This is a genomic window from Streptomyces sp. LN549 (genome assembly GCF_043203805.1).
Taxonomy (GTDB): domain Bacteria; phylum Actinomycetota; class Actinomycetes; order Streptomycetales; family Streptomycetaceae; genus Streptomyces.
In genome coordinates this window covers 8836416-8853105 of sequence record NZ_JAZHRI010000002.1, presented here as the reverse complement: position 1 = coordinate 8853105, position 16690 = coordinate 8836416, and the positions used below count along the sequence as shown (strand labels likewise).

Sequence of the window (16690 nt, the reverse complement as noted above, 5' to 3'; positions counted from 1 at the left end):
AGGGCGGCGGATCAGGTCCCGTCGAAGTGCGGCGGGCGGCGGGCCGCCTTCGCGGCATAGCCCTCGGCGGCGTCCTGCGAGGTGAGGGTGAGCGCCGCGGCCAGTGCGGTACGGTCCAGCGCCTCACCGAGTCCGGCATCCGCGTAGGCGTCGACGGAGCGCTTGATGTGGCGCACGGCGAGGGGCGCGTTCGCCGCCACGGCCTCGGCGGCCGACCGCGCGGTGCGCTCCAGCTCACCGAGGGGTACGACGGCCTGGAGCAGCCCGATCCGCTCCGCCGTCGGCGCGTCGATCCGGCGGCCGGTGAGCGCGAGGTACTTGGCCCAGCCGGCCCCCGCCTCACGCGCGATCCGCATGTCGCCGCCGGCGTCGACGGCCACCCCGATCCCGGCCTCGGGCAGCGCGAACACGGCGTTGTCGGCGGCGAGCCGGATGTCCGCCATGAGAGCGAGTTCGAAGCCGAAGCCGAGGCAGTAGCCCTGCACGGCGGCGATCACCGGCTGCGGAAGGCCGGCGAACGCGGCGAAGCGCTCGTGCACCCAGCGGATGCCCTCGTAGTAGCGCTGGGTGCGCTCGGCGGGCGAACGGCCCGTGATGTCGCCGCCGGGCGCGGTGACATCGATCCCGGCACAGAAGGCCCGGCCCTCGCCCCGCAGCAGGACCGCCCGGACCGAGTCGTCGAACCGGAGCCGGTCGGCCATGATGCCGAGCTGTCTGCTGGACTCCCAGCTCCAGCCGTTGAGCTGCTCCGGCCGGCACAGCGTCAGCAGGCCGACGCCGTTCTCGATCCGGAGCGACATCCGCTCCTGGCCTGGCGGAATGTCGTGGTCCAGGATGTCGAGCACGGCCACCCCTCCCCATTGACTGACACATCGTCAGACATCGGCATGCGGCCCAGCGTACGGCGCCTCGCCCGCAAGGAACCAGGGTCTGTCCGGGCTCAGCGCGCGAAGAGTTCGAAGGTGACCGCCGGGCGGCCCCCGAAGCGCTCGGCGGCCGCCTGGGCGTATCCGGTGAGAAAGGTGCGGCAGTACGCCTCGGGGTCCTCGTCCGTGAGGACTTCGATGTACGTGCGGTGCGCGAGGAGCGACTGCACGGACCGTTCGAGGCCGGCCGTCGCGTCGACGGCGTGTGTGGGCGTCGAGGATCCGGCCACGGCCACCCAGCGCACGCCGCCCCACGGCTCAAGGCCCTGCTCGGCCAGCTCCGGAAAGATCCAGCGGTTGCCTGCGTCGGCGGCCGCGTCCAGTGTGGCCCGCCCGACCGCACGGTGGTCGGGGGTGTTCCAGGCGACACCACCCCAGGTGTCACGGTGATTGAGCGTGATCACCAGCTCCGGCCGGTGCCGGCGAATGGCCGCCGCGATGTCGCGGCGCAGGCCGATGCCGTACTCGATCACCCCGTCACGGTGGCCGAGGAACTCGACGCGGGAGACCCCGACGACCGCCGCACTCGCGCGCTGCTCCTGCTCGCGCAGCGGCGCGCACTTCTCCGGTTCCAGTGTGTCGATCCCCGCCTCACCCCGGGTGGCCAGGAGGTAGGTGACGTCACGGCCCCCGTCGGTCCACCCGGCGACGGCCGCCGCGCAGCCGTACTCCAGATCGTCGGGGTGGGCGACGACAGCGAGGGCGCGCTGCCAGTCCGTGGGCATGGGTTCCAGCTGCTCCGTCATGTCCGCAGGCTAACCGTCCCGGTCGCGCGAGGCGCCGTGTCGCGGCCGCCTCACCCGGCCCAAAAAATACCCCCAGGGGTATAAATGTTAATCTCGTAAGAAATACCCCCGGGGGTACACCACCACGAAAGGAGCGTGTCGTGTTCTTCGTCGACACCCTCGAGACACCGGGCCTCGGCAACCGCAGCTACCTGACGGGCGGGCCGCGGTCCGCCGTGGTGATCGACCCGCCGCGCGACATCGACCGCGTCATCGCGGCAGCCGCGGTGCGCGGGGTACGGATCGTCGCGGTGGCCGAGACGCATCTGCACAACGACTACGTGACCGGCGGACTTGAACTGGCACGCGTCACCGGAGCCGTGTATCTGGTACCCGCTGCCGCGGCGGTGTCCTTCGCCCGGACCTCCGTGGCCGACGGCGACACCGCACCGGTCGACGCGGGTCTCACGCTGCGTGCACTGGCCACCCCGGGACACACCCCGCACCACATGGCGTACGTCCTGGAGGAGAACAGCCGCGCCGTCGCCGCGTTCACCGGCGGCTCGCTGCTGATCGGCGGCGTGGGCCGGCCCGATCTGGTGGAGCCCCGGCTGACCGGCACGCTGGCGCGGGCCCAGCACGCCTCCGTGCACCGGCTCGCCGGCGAGCTGGACGACACGGTCGAGGTGCTGCCGACGCACGGCTTCGGCAGCTTCTGTTCCTCCTCCCGCGCCCGGGAGCCCTCGTCGACCATCGGCACCGAGCGGGAACGCAACGCCGCGCTGGTCAAGGACGTGGACGCCTTCGTCGCCGACCTCCTCGCCGGCCTGGACGACGTGCCCGCGTACTACGCGCACATGGGCCCCGCGAACGCGGCGGGCCCGTCCCCCGTGGACCTGACAACACCGGCGCGGGCCGGTGCGCGGGACATAGCCCGGCGGCTCGCGGCCGGCGAGTGGGTGGTCGACCTGCGCAGCCGGGTGGCCTTCGCACAGGGCCATGTGGCCGGATCGTTCAACTTCGAGGGCGAGGGGCAGCTCGCCACCTATCTGGCCTGGCTGATCCCCTGGGGCAGGCCGGTCACGCTGCTCGCGGGCACGGCCGACGAGCTGGCACACGCACAGCGCGAGCTGGCCCGGGTCGGCGTCGACCGGCCCGCGGCGGCGGCGACCGGCGGCCCGGAGTCCTGGGTGAGCGCGCCGGAGGAGCTCCGGTCGTTCCGCCGCGCGGACTTCGCCGGTCTGGCAGCGGCACGCAGGCGTGGCGAGGAGCCGGTGGTCCTCGACGTGAGGCGCACCGGCGAGCGCGGGAACGGCGCGCTCGCCGGTTCGGTCCACATTCCGGTGCACGAGTTGCCCGGACGCCTGGCGGAAGTGCCGCCGGGCGTGGTGTGGGTGCACTGCGCAGGCGGCATGCGGGCGGCGATCGCCGCATCACTGCTGGACGCGGCGGGCCGGGAGGTGGTGGCGGTGGACGACGGGTTCGACGCCGCGGCCGCGGCCGGCCTGACCGTGACCGCGCCTCGGTCCGCCGCCTGACGGCCGTACGCAGCTGCCGGCCGCCGGCCGGCACGCTCCCGCACCTTCCGGAGTGTTTTCCATGTCTTGTCTGAAGTCCCTCTTCCGTCGCGGCCCCGGCCGCGTCAGCGCCGCCGAGGCCCGGCGACGGACCGCCGACGGCGCTGCCGTGCTGCTGGACGTACGCGATCCGTCCGAGTGGCAGGCCGGGCACGCGCCCGGTGCCGTCCATCTGCCGCTTTCCGCGCTCGTCGACGGGGCTCCGCTGCCCGCACCGGCGGACCGGCCGGTGGTGGTGATCTGCCGATCCGGCAACCGGTCCCGCCGGGCCGCCCGCCTCCTCGCGGACCGTCGGGTGCCCGTCGTCGATGTCATCGGTGGCATCACCGCCTGGGCCGCCGCGGGCTTCCCCGTGCGGGACCGGCGCGGAAACGCGGGCACCATCGCATGACCCCGCTCATACTGGCGCTGACCGCCGGCGCGGTGGTCGGGCTCGCACTCGGCGGACTGGGCGGCGGCGGCAGCGTGATCGCCGTGCCCGCACTGATCTATCTGCTCGGCTTCGGCCCGGCCGCGGCCACCACGGCCGGTCTGCTCATCGTCATCGCGACGTCACTCACCGGCCTGCTCGCCCACGCCCGGGACGGCCTGGTGCGCTGGCGGACCGGCGGGCTCTTCGCAGCGGCGGGCCTCGTGCCGGCGGCGCTCACCGGGGCGCTGTCGGTGCGGCTCCCCTCCGCGCTCCTGACCGCGGCCTTCGCGGTGCTCGCCGTGGTCGCCGGGGTCCGGATGCTCCGCACCCCCGGTACGCCGCAGGCGGATGGGGGACCGCCGGATGCCGTGCCGGTCAGGAGGGCCGCCGGGGCAGGGGCCGGGCTCGGCGCGGTGACGGGTCTGCTCGGGGTGGGGGGTGGATTCCTCGCCGTTCCCGCGCTGGTCACCGTCCTGGCCGTGCCGATGTCGGCGGCCGTCGGGACCAGTCTGCTGGTCATCACGGTGAACTCCACGGCCGCGCTGGCCGCCCGGCTCGCCACGCCCACGACGCTGGACTGGGCACTCATCGCCCCGTTCACGGCGACGGCGGTACTCGGGGCCTGGGACGGGAAACGGCTGGCGGCCAAGGTCTCCACGGACTCGCTGCAACGGGTCTTCGGCGCGGTACTGCTGGCCGTCGCCGCGTTCATGCTCGTCGACTCCGTCGTGTGAACCGGTGCGGCGCGCGCCATTCGCTCTCAGGCCAGCGAGAGAAAGAGCTTCTCCAGCCGGGCGCGCATCTGGTCCCGGTCCGCGGGTTCGCTGCCGCCATCGGCCATGCAGTGCTGAAGACCCGTCGCGATGATCGCGAAGCCTGCCCGGTCGAGAGCCCGCGAAACGGCCGCCATCTGAGTGATGACGTCCTCGCAGTCTCGCCCTTCCTCGATCATCCTGATGATTCCGGTGAGCTGGCCCTGTGCGCGGCGCAGGCGATTGAGCACCGATTTGAGTTCATCGGCCGCCATGTCGAGTTCCACACATCCTCCTCTTAATACCCCAAGGGGTATTCTAGCCCGTCCGGGGCAGGAGAGACCCAGTCTCCGCCTCACACCCGGTGAACGAAAGGAAACACTGCTCGTGACCAGCCCCGTATCCCTCTCCCCCGCCCAGGCCGCCGCCCGTCTCGCGGAGTTCACCGTGATCGACGTACGCGCCCCCGGCGAGTACGCCTCGGGGCACGTCCCCGGCGCCCTGAACATCCCCCTCGACCGGCTCTCCGAGGCGGTGCCCGCCCTCAAGTCCGCCTCCGCCCGCGGCGCCCTGCTCGTGGTGTGCGCCTCCGGCGTCCGCTCCACGCGGGCCTGCGACATCCTCTCGGCGGCCGACATCGACGCCGCGACGCTCTCCGGTGGCACCTCCGCCTGGGAGGGCGAGGGCCATGGTCTCGACCGTCCGGAGGGCGGACGGACCACCTGGCCGATGGAGCGCCAGGTGCGGCTCGCCGCCGGCTCGCTCGTGGTGGCAGGTCTGCTCGCGGGTGTGCGCCGCCCGGCCGCGCGCTGGCTGTCCGCCGGTATCGGAGCCGGCCTCGTCTTCTCTGCCGTGACGAACACGTGCGGCATGGCGGCGGTGCTGTCGAAGCTCCCGCACAATCGCGCCCCACGCTCGGCCGCGAACCTGGACGCGACTCTGGACGCGCTCCAGGGCTGAGCCGACAGCGGACGGGAGCCGGTCGCACCCGAGGTGCGACCGGCTCCCGTCCGATCCGGCCCTGATGGCTCCCGCCCGGGCCGGCCGGCTACCGCCCTGCCGTGACTCAGACCTCGTCGCGGACCAGCGCGAGCAGCCGGTCCAGCACGCGGGGCCCGCCCGCGCGCAGCCCGTCGTGCTCGAACTCGTCGGTCACCCAGGTGCGCAGCCCGCGGATCGCGGCGGCGGTGCTCAGCGCGTGCGCGGTGTCCACGTACATGTCGTCGTGGTAGACGGCGGCGGCCACCGGCACCTCGTTGGCGGCGAGGCGCTCGGCGTCGTACAGCGGCTCCCAGTCACCGCGACTGGCGAGCAATTCGGCGGTCTCGCGCAGGGGGCGCAGCGCAGGGTCGACGTCGAAGTGCCAGGGGTGGATGCTCTCGCCCGTGAACAGGACCGGGCCGTCGCCCTTGAGGGCGGTCGCCGCGTCGAACTGCGGGAATTCCGCACGGACCCGCTCGGCAGCCCAACCGGTGGGACGCTCGTCCTGGCCGTAGATGGCCTCGTGCAGGAGCGCGTACAGCGGGTGCCCCGCAAAGGAGTTGGCCGTGCGCATGGCCTCCTGGAAGGTGTCGGAGAGCTCGGTGCCGTGCGGGGTGGAGACGAAGGCGTTCTCCAGCAGGTAGTGCAGTTGGTGGCTGCCGCTGCTCCCGCCGAGCATGATGCCGAGGGACTGGAATCCCTCGGGCGTGAGCCGGTGTCCGGCACTCTCCGGGCGGTGCTCCGCAAGGTGAGCGGTGATCTCGCGGGCGCGCTCGACGTCCTGCGGGTAGCGGCGGTAGTGCGCGGCGACCTTGCGCTCGATCCGCGGGTACGCAGCCCGGTAGACGTCGTCCGCGTGGGCGTCGAGAGAGGGCAGACCGCCGGTGATGAGGACGGCGCTGAGGCCTTCCGGTGCGGCCGACAGATAGCGGACCGCGCAGAAGCCGCCGAAGGACTGGCCGAGGACGGTCCAGGGCGTACCGCCGGTCACCTGCGGACGGATCAGTTCACAGTCGCGCACGATGCTGTCGGAACGGAAGTGCGCGAGGTAGTCGGCCTGCTCGCGCGGACCGCCTCGCAGTGGCAGGGTCTGCCGGTTGGCAGGGGTGGACAGCCCGGTGCCGCGCTGGTCCAGAAGCAGCACCCGGAACTCCTTCACCGCCCGTCCCAACCACGCTTCCGCGCCGGTGAAGCGCCGGGCGCCGAAACCGGGGCCGCCCTCCAGGTACACCAGCCAAGGCAGCTCCTCACCGGCCCGGGAGCCGGCCACCACCTCACGGCCGAAGACCTCGATCTGCTCACCGCCCGGGTCGGCGTGATCGAGCGGTACCGTGAAGTGACGGTCGGTGAGGACGAGGCCGGGCAGGCGATAGCTGTTCAAGGGGGCTCCTGTATCGATGGTTCACGGACAGTTCAGCACATAGCCCTGCCCCGGACGGCCCCGGCCCGTGCGCGGCGGACCTGTCCGGCTCCTGCCGTGCAGTCATGATCCGGTTCGAGAGCAGGCCGCCAGGGTCTGCCCGGACGGGGCGCTCGCGACGGTGGCAGAACCGGCCCGTCGGATGGATGCGTGGGCACCCCGCTCAGGCAGGTGCTCAACGAGATGCTCCTGCGCCACGCCTGGTGGGTGGCTGGGTACTGGAGGACGGGGCACGCCTCTCCGGTGTGCCTACTCCGGCCAACCTCCATGAGCCCCTGCGGCGTCCGGTGGACGCGGACACGCAGGACAGGGGCGCGACGAGGTGCGGTTCGGCTCGGTGGCCGATGCCTGACGAGGGCTCGCGGGCGTACGAGCATCACTCGCCCGCGACGTGGCGCCAGAAGTCCCGCATCGTCAGGGGCGGTTTGGGACCTGCCATCTCCACCTGGCTGAGCATGATCGCGACCGTGCCGGTGGCCGGGACGATGTGCGCCGTGGTGCCGGTGCCGCCGACCCAGCCGTAGCGGCCCGGTACGTTCCAGGGGGCGGTCCTCTCGACGTCCACCGAGCCGCCGAACCCCCAGCCCTGTCCCTCGGTGAACAGTCCGCTCGCCTTGCGCTGTGCGGGTGCCAGGTGGTCGGTCGTCATCTGTCGCACCGATTCGGATGTCAGCAGAGGGCGGTCGCCCACGATGCCGTCGGCGAGCAGCATCCGGCCGAAGGCGCGCCAGTCGCCGACCGTCGACACCAGTCCGCCGGCCGCGGACGGGAAGTCCGGCGCACTGCTCCACTGCCCGTCGGGGGCGTCGACGAGTTCGAGGGTCCCTGCCTCACCGGCCCGGTAGTAGCTGGTGAACCGGTCCAGCTTCTGCGCGGGCACCTCGAAACCGGTGTCGGTCATTCCGAGCGGTTCGAACAGTCGCTCGGCCAGGAATGCCGGCAGTGACTGCCCTGCGACCCGGGCGATCAGGACGCCCAGGATGTCCGAGGACGTGTTGTAGAGCCACGCCTCCCCTGGCTGGTGCAGCAGGGGAATGCGTGACAGCGCCGCCATCCAGGCGTCCGGGGAAGCGACGGCCTGCGGCTGCGGCGGAGCCTGCTTCAACTCGCTGAACAGGGGCTCGACGGCGGGCAGCGAGAAGTCGGACGGGAATCCGTATCCGGCCCGGAAGGTCAGCAGGTCCAGCACGGTGATGGGCCGGGCGGCCGGGACCACGTCGTCGACCGGGCTCCCGGGGGTGCGCACGACCATGGGTGAGGCCAGTTCGGGAAGCCATGGTGCGACCGGGTCGTCCAGCCCGATCCGGCCGTCCTCGATCAGCATCATGGCCGCCGCCGCGGTGATCGGTTTCGTGAGGGAGGCGATCCGGAAGATGGAGTCCGGGGTCATCGGCTTGCCGCCGCCGGTGGCGGCCCTGCCGACCGCCTGCACCTCCGCCCGGCCTCCACGGTCCACCAGGCCCACGGCTCCCGGCACCGATCCGTTGCGTACGTGCGTCTCCAGTACTTCGCGCAGGGTGCTCATCGCTCCGCCTCATCGCATGGGGGTCAATATGCTGACTCCCGCGCCGGCGCGAACTCATCGCACCGCGCCGGGCGGTCCGCCGCTCTCACCCCGGCGATGCGGGCGGCGGACCGTCGTTCGGATCAGGAGGACGGGAGGAGAAGACGGACGGCGAGCACCGTGATGAGGATGCTGGAGACGAGCGCGGTGACGAGTCTCCCCCCGGCTTCCGGTCAGTGCCCGGCCCAGCAGAGCCCCGCCGCCCTCGATGAGCAGCTGCCAGCCGGCGGACGCGGCGAAGGCGGCGAGGACCAAGACGGCCCGGTGCGCGGGGGCCGCGGCAGCGACCACCTCGCTGCCCAGGACCAGGGCCGCGAAGTAGACGACGGTCATCGGGTTCATCAGGGTGATCGCCAGCAGTGTCGCGTAGGCCCGTGCGGGGGTGAGCGGGGCGCGGTCGGTGCGTGCGGCCGCGGCGCCGTTGCGGTAGGTGCCGAGCGCGGTGACGCCCCCTCGGACGGCGAGAGCGATGAGGAGAGCGGCGGACACCCACCGGAAGGGAAGCATGACGGGCTCGATGAGCGGGGTGAGCGTCGAGCCCCCGACGACGGCGATCCGTGCGTAGAGCCCGTCCGCGGTCGCCACGCCGAGCGCGGCGAAGGCACCGGTCTTCGGCGAGGTACGTGTGGTGAGGGCTGCGAGGCAGGTCGCGACGGCTCCGACCGGCACGGCGATGCCGTATCCGGCGAGCAGCCCGGCGACCAGGACGGCGGTCATCCGCGGTGGCGTGGCGGCTTCCGCGGAGGGCCCGGTTGCTGTCGGCCGCTCGTCACCGGTCGTCGGCGGGAGTCGGCAGCAGGAGGACGAAGTCCGTGGTCATGGGCAGATGCTGCGGCCCGCGCAGGCAGCTGGGCAACTCCCTTTCCTCGGCGCAGGCGTACAGCGGCACAGGAGATGTCTCTCTTGACCCACACCCTGCACAAAGCCTAGGTTTCCGCTCGGAGAAAGCGCTTGCTATCCGGCGGGCGCGCCCTCCTCACCGTGGAGGTGTTTGTCACGCCCAGCCAGGCTTCCCCCAGCAGGCCGATCCGGATCGCGATCGTCGGCACCGGCGCGATCGCGCGCGTCAGTCATCTGCCGGCCCTGCGTGCGCTGGCTGCCGAACAGCCCTTGGAGATCGTCGCGGCGGTCGACGTCGACGCCGCCTCCGCTGAGGCGTTCTGCGCCGAAGCGGGCGCCGGCCGTCCGTACACGGATCTCGACCGGATGCTCGCCGAGGAGCGTCCCGATCTGGTCACCCTGGGCACACCGCCCCGCTTCCACCGCGATCAGACCATCGCCGCGCTGCGGTCCGGGGCCTGGGTGTGGTGCGAGAAGCCTCCCTGCCCCTCGCTGGAGGACTTCGACGCCATCGAGGCGGCCGAGGGCCCGGACAGGGACGGTCCGTATGCCGCGATCGTGTTCCAGCACCGATTCGGTTCCGGCTCGGACCACGTCCGGGCGCTGCTGGCCGAGCAGGCGATGGGGCGGCCCCTGGTCGCCCATTGCCAGACCACCTGGTACCGGGACGAGGCGTACTACTCCGTGCCCTGGCGCGGGCGTTGGGACACGGAGGGCGGCGGCCCCGCCATGGGCCACGGCATCCATCAGATGGACCTGCTGCTCGATCTGCTGGGTCCGTGGTCGGAGATCCGCGCGATGGCCGGACGACTGGTGCACGACGTGGAGACGGAGGACGTCTCCACCGCGCTCGTCCGCTTCGAGAACGGCACCATGGCCACGATCGTCAACAGTGTCCTCAGCCCGGACGAGGTCAGCCGAATCCGGATCGACTGCGAGCGGGCCACTGTCGAGCTCACGCATCTGTACGGCCATCGCAACGCCGACTGGCGGATCACCCCCGCGCCCGGGGTGCCCGCCGAACAGGTGGGCGGCTGGCGGGACTTCGGCGCCGATGTACCGAGTTCCCACGAGGCCCAACTGCGCGGTCTGCTCCGCGATCTGCGGGCCGGCCGCCGTCCGCGCAGCAGTGGCGCCGACGGTCGCACCAGCCTGGAACTGGTCGCCGCGCTGTACAAGGCCGCCTTCACCGGGAACCCCGTCCGGGCCGGCGAGATCGGCCCCGGCGATCCGTACTACAGCGCACTGCACGGCAACGCCCCCGGCTGGGCGCCCCAGGCGACGGAGGCGAGCGCGTGACCGGCCGCCTGGACCTGGTGCACCGGCACGGCGACCACATCAGCGTCTCGGTGGCGGACAGCGGGGTCGAACTGCTGCGGTACGTGTACCGGCCCGAGGCGCCCTGGGAGGCGCCGAAGCCGTACATCCATCCACTGCGCACCCTTCTCGACCGGGTGGTGACGGACTACCGGCCGAACGACCACCGCTGGCACAAGGGGCTGCAGCTGACCGCCTCGCATCTGTCGGGGCAGAACCTGTGGGGAGGCAACACCTATGTACCGGGCGAGGGCTATCAGCCGTTGCCCGATCGGGTGGGTTCCATGGCGCACCGCGGGTTCGACGAGGTGTCGGTGCGGGACGACGGTGCCACGGTCATCGAGCGGCTGAGCTGGCATCCGTACAGCGGCGAGCTGTGGGCCGACGAGGTGCGCGCGGTCGAGGTGCACGACGTCGATCCGGTGTCCGGCAGCTGGGTGCTGACGTGGTCGTCCGCCGTCACCAACCGCCGGGACGAACCGCTGCGGTTCGGCAGTCCCACCACACACGGGCGGGACGGCGCGGGCTACACGGGGCTGTTCTGGCGCGGCCCTCGCGCCTTCCGTGACGGCCGGATCCTCACCCCGGAGGGCGAGGGGCCCGAGGTGATGGGGCGGCAGGCACCCTGGCTGGCGTACAGCGGGGAGCACGACGGGGTGGACGGACACGCGACGCTCGTCTTCGCCCACGCCCCGGAGAACGACCACACGGGGGCAGGCGGCGAGCACCCCGCGCACTGGTTCGTCCGCAACGACCCCTTCGCCGCGGTCGCCCCGTCCTTCGCCTTCCACGACGAGCTCGTACTGGAGCCCGGGGCCACGCTGACCCGGCGCTACCGGGTGGTGGTCGCGGACGGGGCATGGGACCGCGAGCGAATCGAGGCCCGGCTCGCGGAGCTGACCTGGTGATCCGGGTGCGGCCGGCGACCGCCTGAACGCCTTGCCGATTCCGCGCTGAGGGGTGGGCCGACTCGAGAAGGGGCCTTCCTGAGCCCGGGACGAGTGCCTGTTGCTCAGCGTCGGCGGGGCAGGCTTGCGTCAGGCAGGCGGGAAGGCCGTGTCGAGCTCGTCATGGTTCTGACACCTCGTCATGGTCCTGACTCACGGTCGTCCGCCGGAAGTGCTCGCGGTCCGGGGCCATTCCCGGCGTCGCCGTCATTTCACGCGTTGTTCGGCGAGGTCGAGCCACCGCTCCACGTCGCCCGAGGTGAAGTGCCTGATGGCCCAGTCGACCATGCGAAGACTCATGTGAGCCCAGGCGGGCCGCAGCATGTCCTCGGGGAGCGAATCGAGGACAGCGTCGAGATGTCGCGTCACCCTCGGATCGGCATTCTTGCTGTGGATCCCAAAGCGCAGGGTGACCAGGTCGAATCGCCGATCACCACGGGCGGCACCGTCCCAGTCGATGACGCCGGTGATCGAGCCGCCGGACGCCAGGATGTTGCCGGGGTGGAAGTCCATGTGCACAGCGTCATGCCCGGCCATGTGCGCGGGGTACTCCGCGCCGACATCGGCGATCCAGTGTTCCAGCGCTGCGCTGCGACGGTCGTGCCGGCGCAAGGGATCGTGCAGGCAGTATCCGGGCCCGTCCTCCCGCAGGAAGAGCTCCACTGTGGGGATGTCGGGGCGGTCGACGAGCCGATCGGTCTGCAACCGGTTGAGTTCGAGCGCCCGCTCCAGGCTGCGGAGGTCAAGGTGGTCGATCTTCGTGCCCGGCAGGAGCTCTTGGACGAGAACCACCGCGTGGCCGACCTGGGCGATCAACTCAGTGGCCGGCGCCGGATAACCGCCCAGTCGTAGCACCTCGGTGACGGCGAGTGGGCCTGCCTCCATGTCCGCCGCCCGGCTGTGCGGTCGCCACTTGAGGACGGAGCGGTGATGGTCGGGCCAACGCACATAGGCGGCACCGACCTGCCCGCCCGGGCACGGGCCATCCAAGGTCAGGCGCACACCGGTCCGGGCGTGAAGAGCGTCGACCGTCCGGGCGGCATCGAGCCGCTCAGCACGCGCCCGACTCTGTGGTGGAGAAGTCACCGGGCCGATTATCACGGAACCTGCTGCCCCGGCGACGTCCAAATGCACTACCGGGTACGTCGTCGAACAGGACGAGCGCGACGGCGGTCGGCCCCTCCGTGGAGGTTTCCTCCGTCTCCGGTGCAGTGCGGACATCGGCTCGCCCGGTCCGCACGTGGGGTGGGTGCGTCACACTGGCGCACACGAACGATCAAGGAGTGCCGATGTCCACGCCTGCCGGTCACAGGCCATTCGCCGAGCCCCCGACCGCTGTCCCGCCCGCCGTCGAGGAGCAGCTGCGCACACTCGCCCCGCAGGTCCTCGGGGTGCTCGTGCGGCGCATGGGCGACTTCGCCGCCTGCGAGGACGCGGTCCAGGAGGCACTGATCGCCGCAGCCCTGCACTGGACCGCCGAGGGAGTGCCCGAACAGCCGCGCGGCTGGCTCTTGCAGACCGCGACGCGGCGGTATCTCGATCTGATGCGCAGTGAGCAGGCCCGCCGGCGCCGCGAGGAGAAGGTCGCCCGGGAACCCGCCGCCGGTGCCGCGCCCACGTCCGACGACTCGCTCATGCTGCTCTTCATGTGCTGCCATCCGGCGCTCACCCCTCCGTCGGCCGTCGCGCTGACGCTGCGTGCGGTCGGTGGGCTGAGCACAGCCGAGATCGCGCGTGCCTACCTCGTGCCGGAGGCCACCATGGCGCAGCGCATCAGCCGGGCCAAACAGCGGGTGAAGGCATCGGACCGCGGGTTCGACCTGCCCGGTCCCGGTACGAAGGAGTGGGCGCCGCGGCTGCGCGCCGCGCTCCATGTGCTGTACCTGATGTTCAACGAGGGGTACGCCGCCGCGCGGGGCAGCGCACTGCGCCGCCCCGATCTGTCCGACGAGGCCGTCCGGCTGGCCAGGGAGGTGCACCGAATTCTTCCGGAGGAGGCCGAGGTGACCGGGCTGCTGGCCCTGATGCTGCTGACCGAGGCCCGTCGCGCCGCTCGTACCGACGCGGACGGCGAACTGGTGCCGCTCGGCGAACAGAACCGCACGCTCTGGGACCGTCACCTGATCGGGGAGGGTGTCAGGCTGCTTGCGGGCACCCTTCGTGGTGGCACACCCGACGGTGGCCCGGGTGAGTACCGGGTGCAGGCAGCCATCGCCGCCCTCCACGACGACGCGGCCCGGGCCGAGGACACGGACTGGCCACAGATCTCGGCCCTGTACGGGCTGCTCGAACAGCTGACGGGCAACCCCGTGGTCTCGCTCAACCGCGCGGTCGCCGTGGGGATGGCGGAGGGGCCGGCCGCCGGCCTCGCTCTCCTGGACACTCTCGTCGGGCCCGACGCCGATACCGGTCCGCTGGCGGGACACCACCGCGTGTACGCCGTCCGCGCTCATCTGCTGGAGCTGGCCGACGACATCCCTGCCGCCCTGGTCCAGTACCGCGCCGCGGCGGCCGGCACCACCAGCCTCCCCGAACAGCGCTACCTCACCGCACGGGCCGCCCGCCTGCACCAGAGAGGGAAGGCCTGATCCCGGCGGGCCGAAGGCCGGTCAGGGTGCTGCCACACCGTTCAGGATCCTGTCCAGCTCGTCCGGCCTGGAGAACATGGGCCAGTGACCCGTGTGTCCATCGTCACCAGCTCCCGCCGCTGACCGGTCAGCAACGCGGCCACGCCGTCGGCCGGTTCGGTGCCGGTCATGGGGGAAACGCATCCGAGGAGCCTGACAACGGCCTTGTGCCGGCGGGCGGGTAGCCGCGTCCCTCGTGGCTCAGCCCTGCCGTTCGCCGGAGGGAGCCTCACTGCCTGCGGGGAACGCATTCGCACGGCACTCCAGGATCTCCAGGGCCCTCTCCCCCCAGCGCACGTTCTCCTCCTCGAAGGACCGTCCGCGCATCAGTGTCAGATACGGGCCGATGCGCTCCGTCTCACGTACGAAGGTGTCCTCGTCGCGGCCGTCCAGCATCCGGTCCCGCAGCCGTTCGTAGCGGGCGAGCTTGGCTCGCGCCCATTCCATGCGCTCCTCGACCGAGGCGCGCACCGCATCCCGGTCGCCGTCGTCCACGGCCTGGGTCATGACCAGGAGTTCGTCGCGGATGGCCGTGGGGCGGGGCGCTTCGGCGGTGAATCCGGCGAGCGCGCCGCGGCCGGTCTCCGTGAGGGTGAAGACCCGCTTGTTCGGCCTGCGTTGCTGTTCGACCACTCGGGCATCGATCAGGCCGCTCTCCGCCAGGCGGTCCAGCTCGCGGTAGAGCTGCTGCGGGGTGGCGGACCAGAAGTTCGCCACCGAGACGTCGAAGACCTTGGCCAGGTCGTAGCCGGAGGCCTCGCCTTCGAGCAGCGCCGCCAGGACCGCGTACTTGAGAGACATCTGGACGGACTAGCACCGATGCGATTAATCTCATTCACACCTATTCAACAAATTGACTATGGAGCATCGAATGCATCCCTTCCGTAAAGCCGTCGAGGCGCACGACCTCGGCGCGGTCGAGGCGATGCTGGCCGAGGACGTCGTCTTCACCAGCCCGGTGGCCTTCAAGCCCTACCCCGGCAGGCCCCTGACCGCCGCGATCCTGCGTGCGGTCACCGAGGTCTTCACGGACTTCCGATACGTGCGGGAGATGGCGAGCGAGGACGGCCGTGATCACGCCCTCGTGTTCGTGGCGAAGGTGGGCGACCGGGAGATCAACGGGTGCGACTTCCTACACATGAACGAGGCGGGCGAGATCGACGACCTGATGGTCATGGTCCGGCCCCTTTCGGCCGCGCAGGCACTGGCCGCGGCCATGGGTGCCCGGTTCGAGCAGATCAGCCGCGAGGCCTCGGCAGGCTGAGTACGGGGACAGCAACCCCCTCGGGATGCATGCCGGTTGAACCGGTTCACGTTCATTCCGCAGGGACCGCCGTTGATAGGGTCACCGTCCTATGGACACCAGCACCAAGATCGCCATGGTCGACGTTCCGCCGGGTCGGGTGACTCTGTCCGACCGTCGTACGCAGCACAGCTGGGCGGTCGATCTCGCGCCGTACCGGCTCGCGGCTTTCCCCGTCACCCAGGCCCAGTACACGCAGGTCACCGGCGAGCGGCCGAGCACCGCGCAGGGCGAACTGCTGCCCGTCGAGGGGGTTTCCTGGCTGGACGCCGTCCGTTTCTGCAACGCCCTGTCCCAGCGCGAGGGGCTGGCTCCCGTCTACCGCCTCCACCCCGATGCCGCGCAGGTCGAGTGGGACACGGCCGCCGGCGGGTACCGATTGCCGGCCGAGGCCGAGTGGGAGCACGCGTGCCGGGCCGGCACGACGGAGGCACGGTACGGGCCGCTCGACGACATCGCCTGGCATCGCGGCAACTCGCAGGAGCGACCGCACGAGGTGGGCGGTCGACAGCCCAACGCATGGGGTCTGTACGACACGTTGGGCAATGTGTGGGAGTGGTGCTGGGACGTCTACGACGCCGAGGTGTACGGCACCTACCGGGTGCTGCGCGGCGGCGGCTGGTTCGACGAGCGCTGGAGCTGCCGGGCCTCGGTGCGACGCCGCAGCCACCCCACGTTCCGGATCGAGGACACGGGATTCCGCGTGGCTCGCTCGGGTCCGAGCTGAGGCGTTCTCCACGGCGATGGGGCGGGCCCGGGCAGGCTCGGCCGGGCGGCGATCCCGGCAGCCACCGGAAGGTAGTAGTCGCACGAGGTGACCACACCGTCGAACCCCAGCAGCTCGTGGGCCCGTTCGGCGAACGGCAGCAGCGGCTCGGCGTCGCTGGTGTCCGCCGTCAGCACGTGGCGAGCCCGAGAACAGCGGGTGCGCGACGCCCTCGGGCGCGGAGCCCAGGTAGCGGTGCAGATCACGGGTGAGGAGGGTGAACTCGTGCCCGCCGCGGCGACCGAGGAGGTCGCGCTGGAACGCTTCCTGGAGCTCGGCGAGGCCTGGGCGCGAAATACCCGGCGATCGCCCGACTCCGGGAGCGTTCCTGGGCGGAGTTCGTGCCCTTGCTCCAGTTCGACGTGGTCGGAGCGGGTGCCCTCTGCCGTGGACCAACGCGAGGACGTCGACCTCTCGCCGCTGGGCGGTGCCAACATCGGCAAGGTGGCCGACCACATCAGCATCGGCCTCGTCGACAGCGCACACGGAACGCACGTCGCATCATCGCCGGCAACGGCCTCCTCGGGGGCGCA

General features: G+C 71.7%; 16 protein-coding genes and 2 pseudogenes. 9 read left to right on the top strand and 9 right to left on the bottom strand.

Annotation, left to right across the window (positions count from 1 at the left end):
* Positions 1 to 11: 11 nt before the first annotated feature.
* Both SH922_RS39115 and SH922_RS39110 read right to left on the bottom strand, forming a co-directional pair.
* Positions 12 to 845 (bottom strand): enoyl-CoA hydratase/isomerase family protein, encoded by an 834-nt coding sequence (locus SH922_RS39115; protein WP_393063247.1) that lies wholly within the window; start codon positions 843 to 845, stop codon positions 12 to 14.
* A 95-nt stretch (positions 846 to 940) separates the two neighbouring features.
* Positions 941 to 1672, bottom strand: coding sequence for a PIG-L deacetylase family protein (locus SH922_RS39110; protein ID WP_393063246.1), 732 nt, complete (start codon positions 1670 to 1672; stop codon positions 941 to 943).
* Between the two features lie 140 nt (positions 1673 to 1812).
* Between SH922_RS39110 and SH922_RS39105 the strand changes: the two genes are divergently transcribed.
* From SH922_RS39105 to SH922_RS39095, 3 genes are all read left to right on the top strand, one after another.
* Positions 1813 to 3189, top strand: coding sequence for a rhodanese-like domain-containing protein (locus SH922_RS39105; RefSeq protein WP_393063245.1), 1377 nt, complete (start codon positions 1813 to 1815; stop codon positions 3187 to 3189).
* Positions 3190 to 3250: 61 nt separating this feature from the next.
* Entirely contained in the window at positions 3251 to 3619 is a 369-nt protein-coding gene (locus tag SH922_RS39100; protein ID WP_393063244.1) for a rhodanese-like domain-containing protein, read from the top strand.
* Positions 3616 to 4374, top strand: coding sequence for a sulfite exporter TauE/SafE family protein (locus SH922_RS39095; protein WP_393063243.1), 759 nt, complete (start codon positions 3616 to 3618; stop codon positions 4372 to 4374). Before SH922_RS39100 ends, SH922_RS39095 begins: the two co-directional genes overlap by 4 nt.
* Before the next feature lie 26 nt (positions 4375 to 4400).
* Here the strand turns inward: SH922_RS39095 and SH922_RS39090 are convergent, their stop codons facing one another.
* Complete coding sequence (locus SH922_RS39090) at positions 4401 to 4679, bottom strand: metal-sensitive transcriptional regulator (protein ID WP_148015298.1); 279 nt, start codon at positions 4677 to 4679, stop codon at positions 4401 to 4403.
* Positions 4680 to 4779: 100 nt separating this feature from the next.
* Here SH922_RS39090 and SH922_RS39085 point away from each other — a divergent pair, with 100 nt between their 5' ends.
* Positions 4780 to 5352 (top strand): rhodanese-like domain-containing protein, encoded by a 573-nt coding sequence (locus SH922_RS39085; RefSeq protein ID WP_393063242.1) that lies wholly within the window; start codon positions 4780 to 4782, stop codon positions 5350 to 5352.
* A gap of 106 nt (positions 5353 to 5458) precedes the next feature.
* Here SH922_RS39085 and SH922_RS39080 read toward each other — a convergent pair whose 3' ends face one another.
* The 3 genes and pseudogenes from SH922_RS39080 to SH922_RS39070 all read right to left on the bottom strand — a co-directional run bounded on the left by SH922_RS39080 (position 5459) and on the right by SH922_RS39070 (position 9074).
* Positions 5459 to 6754, bottom strand: a complete 1296-nt coding sequence (locus SH922_RS39080; RefSeq protein WP_393063241.1) for an alpha/beta fold hydrolase — start codon at positions 6752 to 6754, stop codon at positions 5459 to 5461.
* Between the two features lie 415 nt (positions 6755 to 7169).
* Positions 7170 to 8318, bottom strand: coding sequence for a serine hydrolase domain-containing protein (locus SH922_RS39075; protein ID WP_393063240.1), 1149 nt, complete (start codon positions 8316 to 8318; stop codon positions 7170 to 7172).
* Positions 8319 to 8440: 122 nt separating this feature from the next.
* Positions 8441 to 9074 (bottom strand): annotated as a pseudogene (locus SH922_RS39070) (LysE family transporter).
* 270 nt (positions 9075 to 9344) lie between these two features.
* Here SH922_RS39070 and SH922_RS39065 point away from each other — a divergent pair.
* A complete protein-coding gene (locus tag SH922_RS39065; RefSeq protein ID WP_393063815.1) occupies positions 9345 to 10496 on the top strand; it encodes a Gfo/Idh/MocA family protein in 1152 nt (383 codons plus the stop codon).
* A complete protein-coding gene (locus SH922_RS39060) occupies positions 10493 to 11422 on the top strand; it encodes a PmoA family protein (protein WP_393063239.1) in 930 nt (309 codons plus the stop codon). Before SH922_RS39065 ends, SH922_RS39060 begins: the two co-directional genes overlap by 4 nt.
* Before the next feature lie 246 nt (positions 11423 to 11668).
* On the opposite strand, the gene SH922_RS39055 is transcribed toward SH922_RS39060, so the two are convergent.
* Positions 11669 to 12589 (bottom strand): phosphotransferase family protein, encoded by a 921-nt coding sequence (locus tag SH922_RS39055; protein ID WP_393063238.1) that lies wholly within the window; start codon positions 12587 to 12589, stop codon positions 11669 to 11671.
* Positions 12590 to 12750: 161 nt separating this feature from the next.
* Between SH922_RS39055 and SH922_RS39050 the strand changes: the two genes are divergently transcribed.
* Positions 12751 to 14049, top strand: a complete 1299-nt coding sequence (locus tag SH922_RS39050; protein WP_393063237.1) for an RNA polymerase sigma factor — start codon at positions 12751 to 12753, stop codon at positions 14047 to 14049.
* 240 nt (positions 14050 to 14289) lie between these two features.
* On the opposite strand, the gene SH922_RS39045 is transcribed toward SH922_RS39050, so the two are convergent.
* Positions 14290 to 14889, bottom strand: a complete 600-nt coding sequence (locus SH922_RS39045) for a PadR family transcriptional regulator (RefSeq protein WP_393063236.1) — start codon at positions 14887 to 14889, stop codon at positions 14290 to 14292.
* Between the two features lie 70 nt (positions 14890 to 14959).
* On the opposite strand from SH922_RS39045, the gene SH922_RS39040 reads away from it, so the two are divergent.
* Both SH922_RS39040 and SH922_RS39035 read left to right on the top strand, forming a co-directional pair.
* Complete coding sequence (locus SH922_RS39040) at positions 14960 to 15352, top strand: nuclear transport factor 2 family protein (RefSeq protein WP_393063235.1); 393 nt, start codon at positions 14960 to 14962, stop codon at positions 15350 to 15352.
* A 91-nt stretch (positions 15353 to 15443) separates the two neighbouring features.
* On the top strand, positions 15444 to 16118 hold the full coding sequence (locus SH922_RS39035) for a formylglycine-generating enzyme family protein (RefSeq protein WP_393063234.1): 675 nt from the start codon (positions 15444 to 15446) through the stop codon (positions 16116 to 16118).
* 17 nt (positions 16119 to 16135) lie between these two features.
* On the opposite strand, the pseudogene SH922_RS39030 reads toward SH922_RS39035, so the two are convergent.
* Positions 16136 to 16397 (bottom strand): annotated as a pseudogene (locus tag SH922_RS39030) (carboxylate--amine ligase); the annotation flags it as partial.
* Between the last annotated feature and the right edge of the window lie 293 nt (positions 16398 to 16690).

Coding starts and splice junctions, on each gene's coding strand:
- SH922_RS39110 (WP_393063246.1), bottom strand. CDS start 1,672: ATGACGGAGCAGCTGGAACCCATGCCCACGGACTGGCAGCGCGCCCTC.
- SH922_RS39100 (WP_393063244.1), top strand. CDS start 3,251: ATGTCTTGTCTGAAGTCCCTCTTCCGTCGCGGCCCCGGCCGCGTCAGC.
- SH922_RS39095 (WP_393063243.1), top strand. CDS start 3,616: ATGACCCCGCTCATACTGGCGCTGACCGCCGGCGCGGTGGTCGGGCTC.
- SH922_RS39075 (WP_393063240.1), bottom strand. CDS start 8,318: ATGAGCACCCTGCGCGAAGTACTGGAGACGCACGTACGCAACGGATCG.
- SH922_RS39050 (WP_393063237.1), top strand. CDS start 12,751: ATGTCCACGCCTGCCGGTCACAGGCCATTCGCCGAGCCCCCGACCGCT.
- SH922_RS39045 (WP_393063236.1), bottom strand. CDS start 14,889: ATGTCTCTCAAGTACGCGGTCCTGGCGGCGCTGCTCGAAGGCGAGGCC.
- SH922_RS39040 (WP_393063235.1), top strand. CDS start 14,960: ATGCATCCCTTCCGTAAAGCCGTCGAGGCGCACGACCTCGGCGCGGTC.
- SH922_RS39035 (WP_393063234.1), top strand. CDS start 15,444: ATGGACACCAGCACCAAGATCGCCATGGTCGACGTTCCGCCGGGTCGG.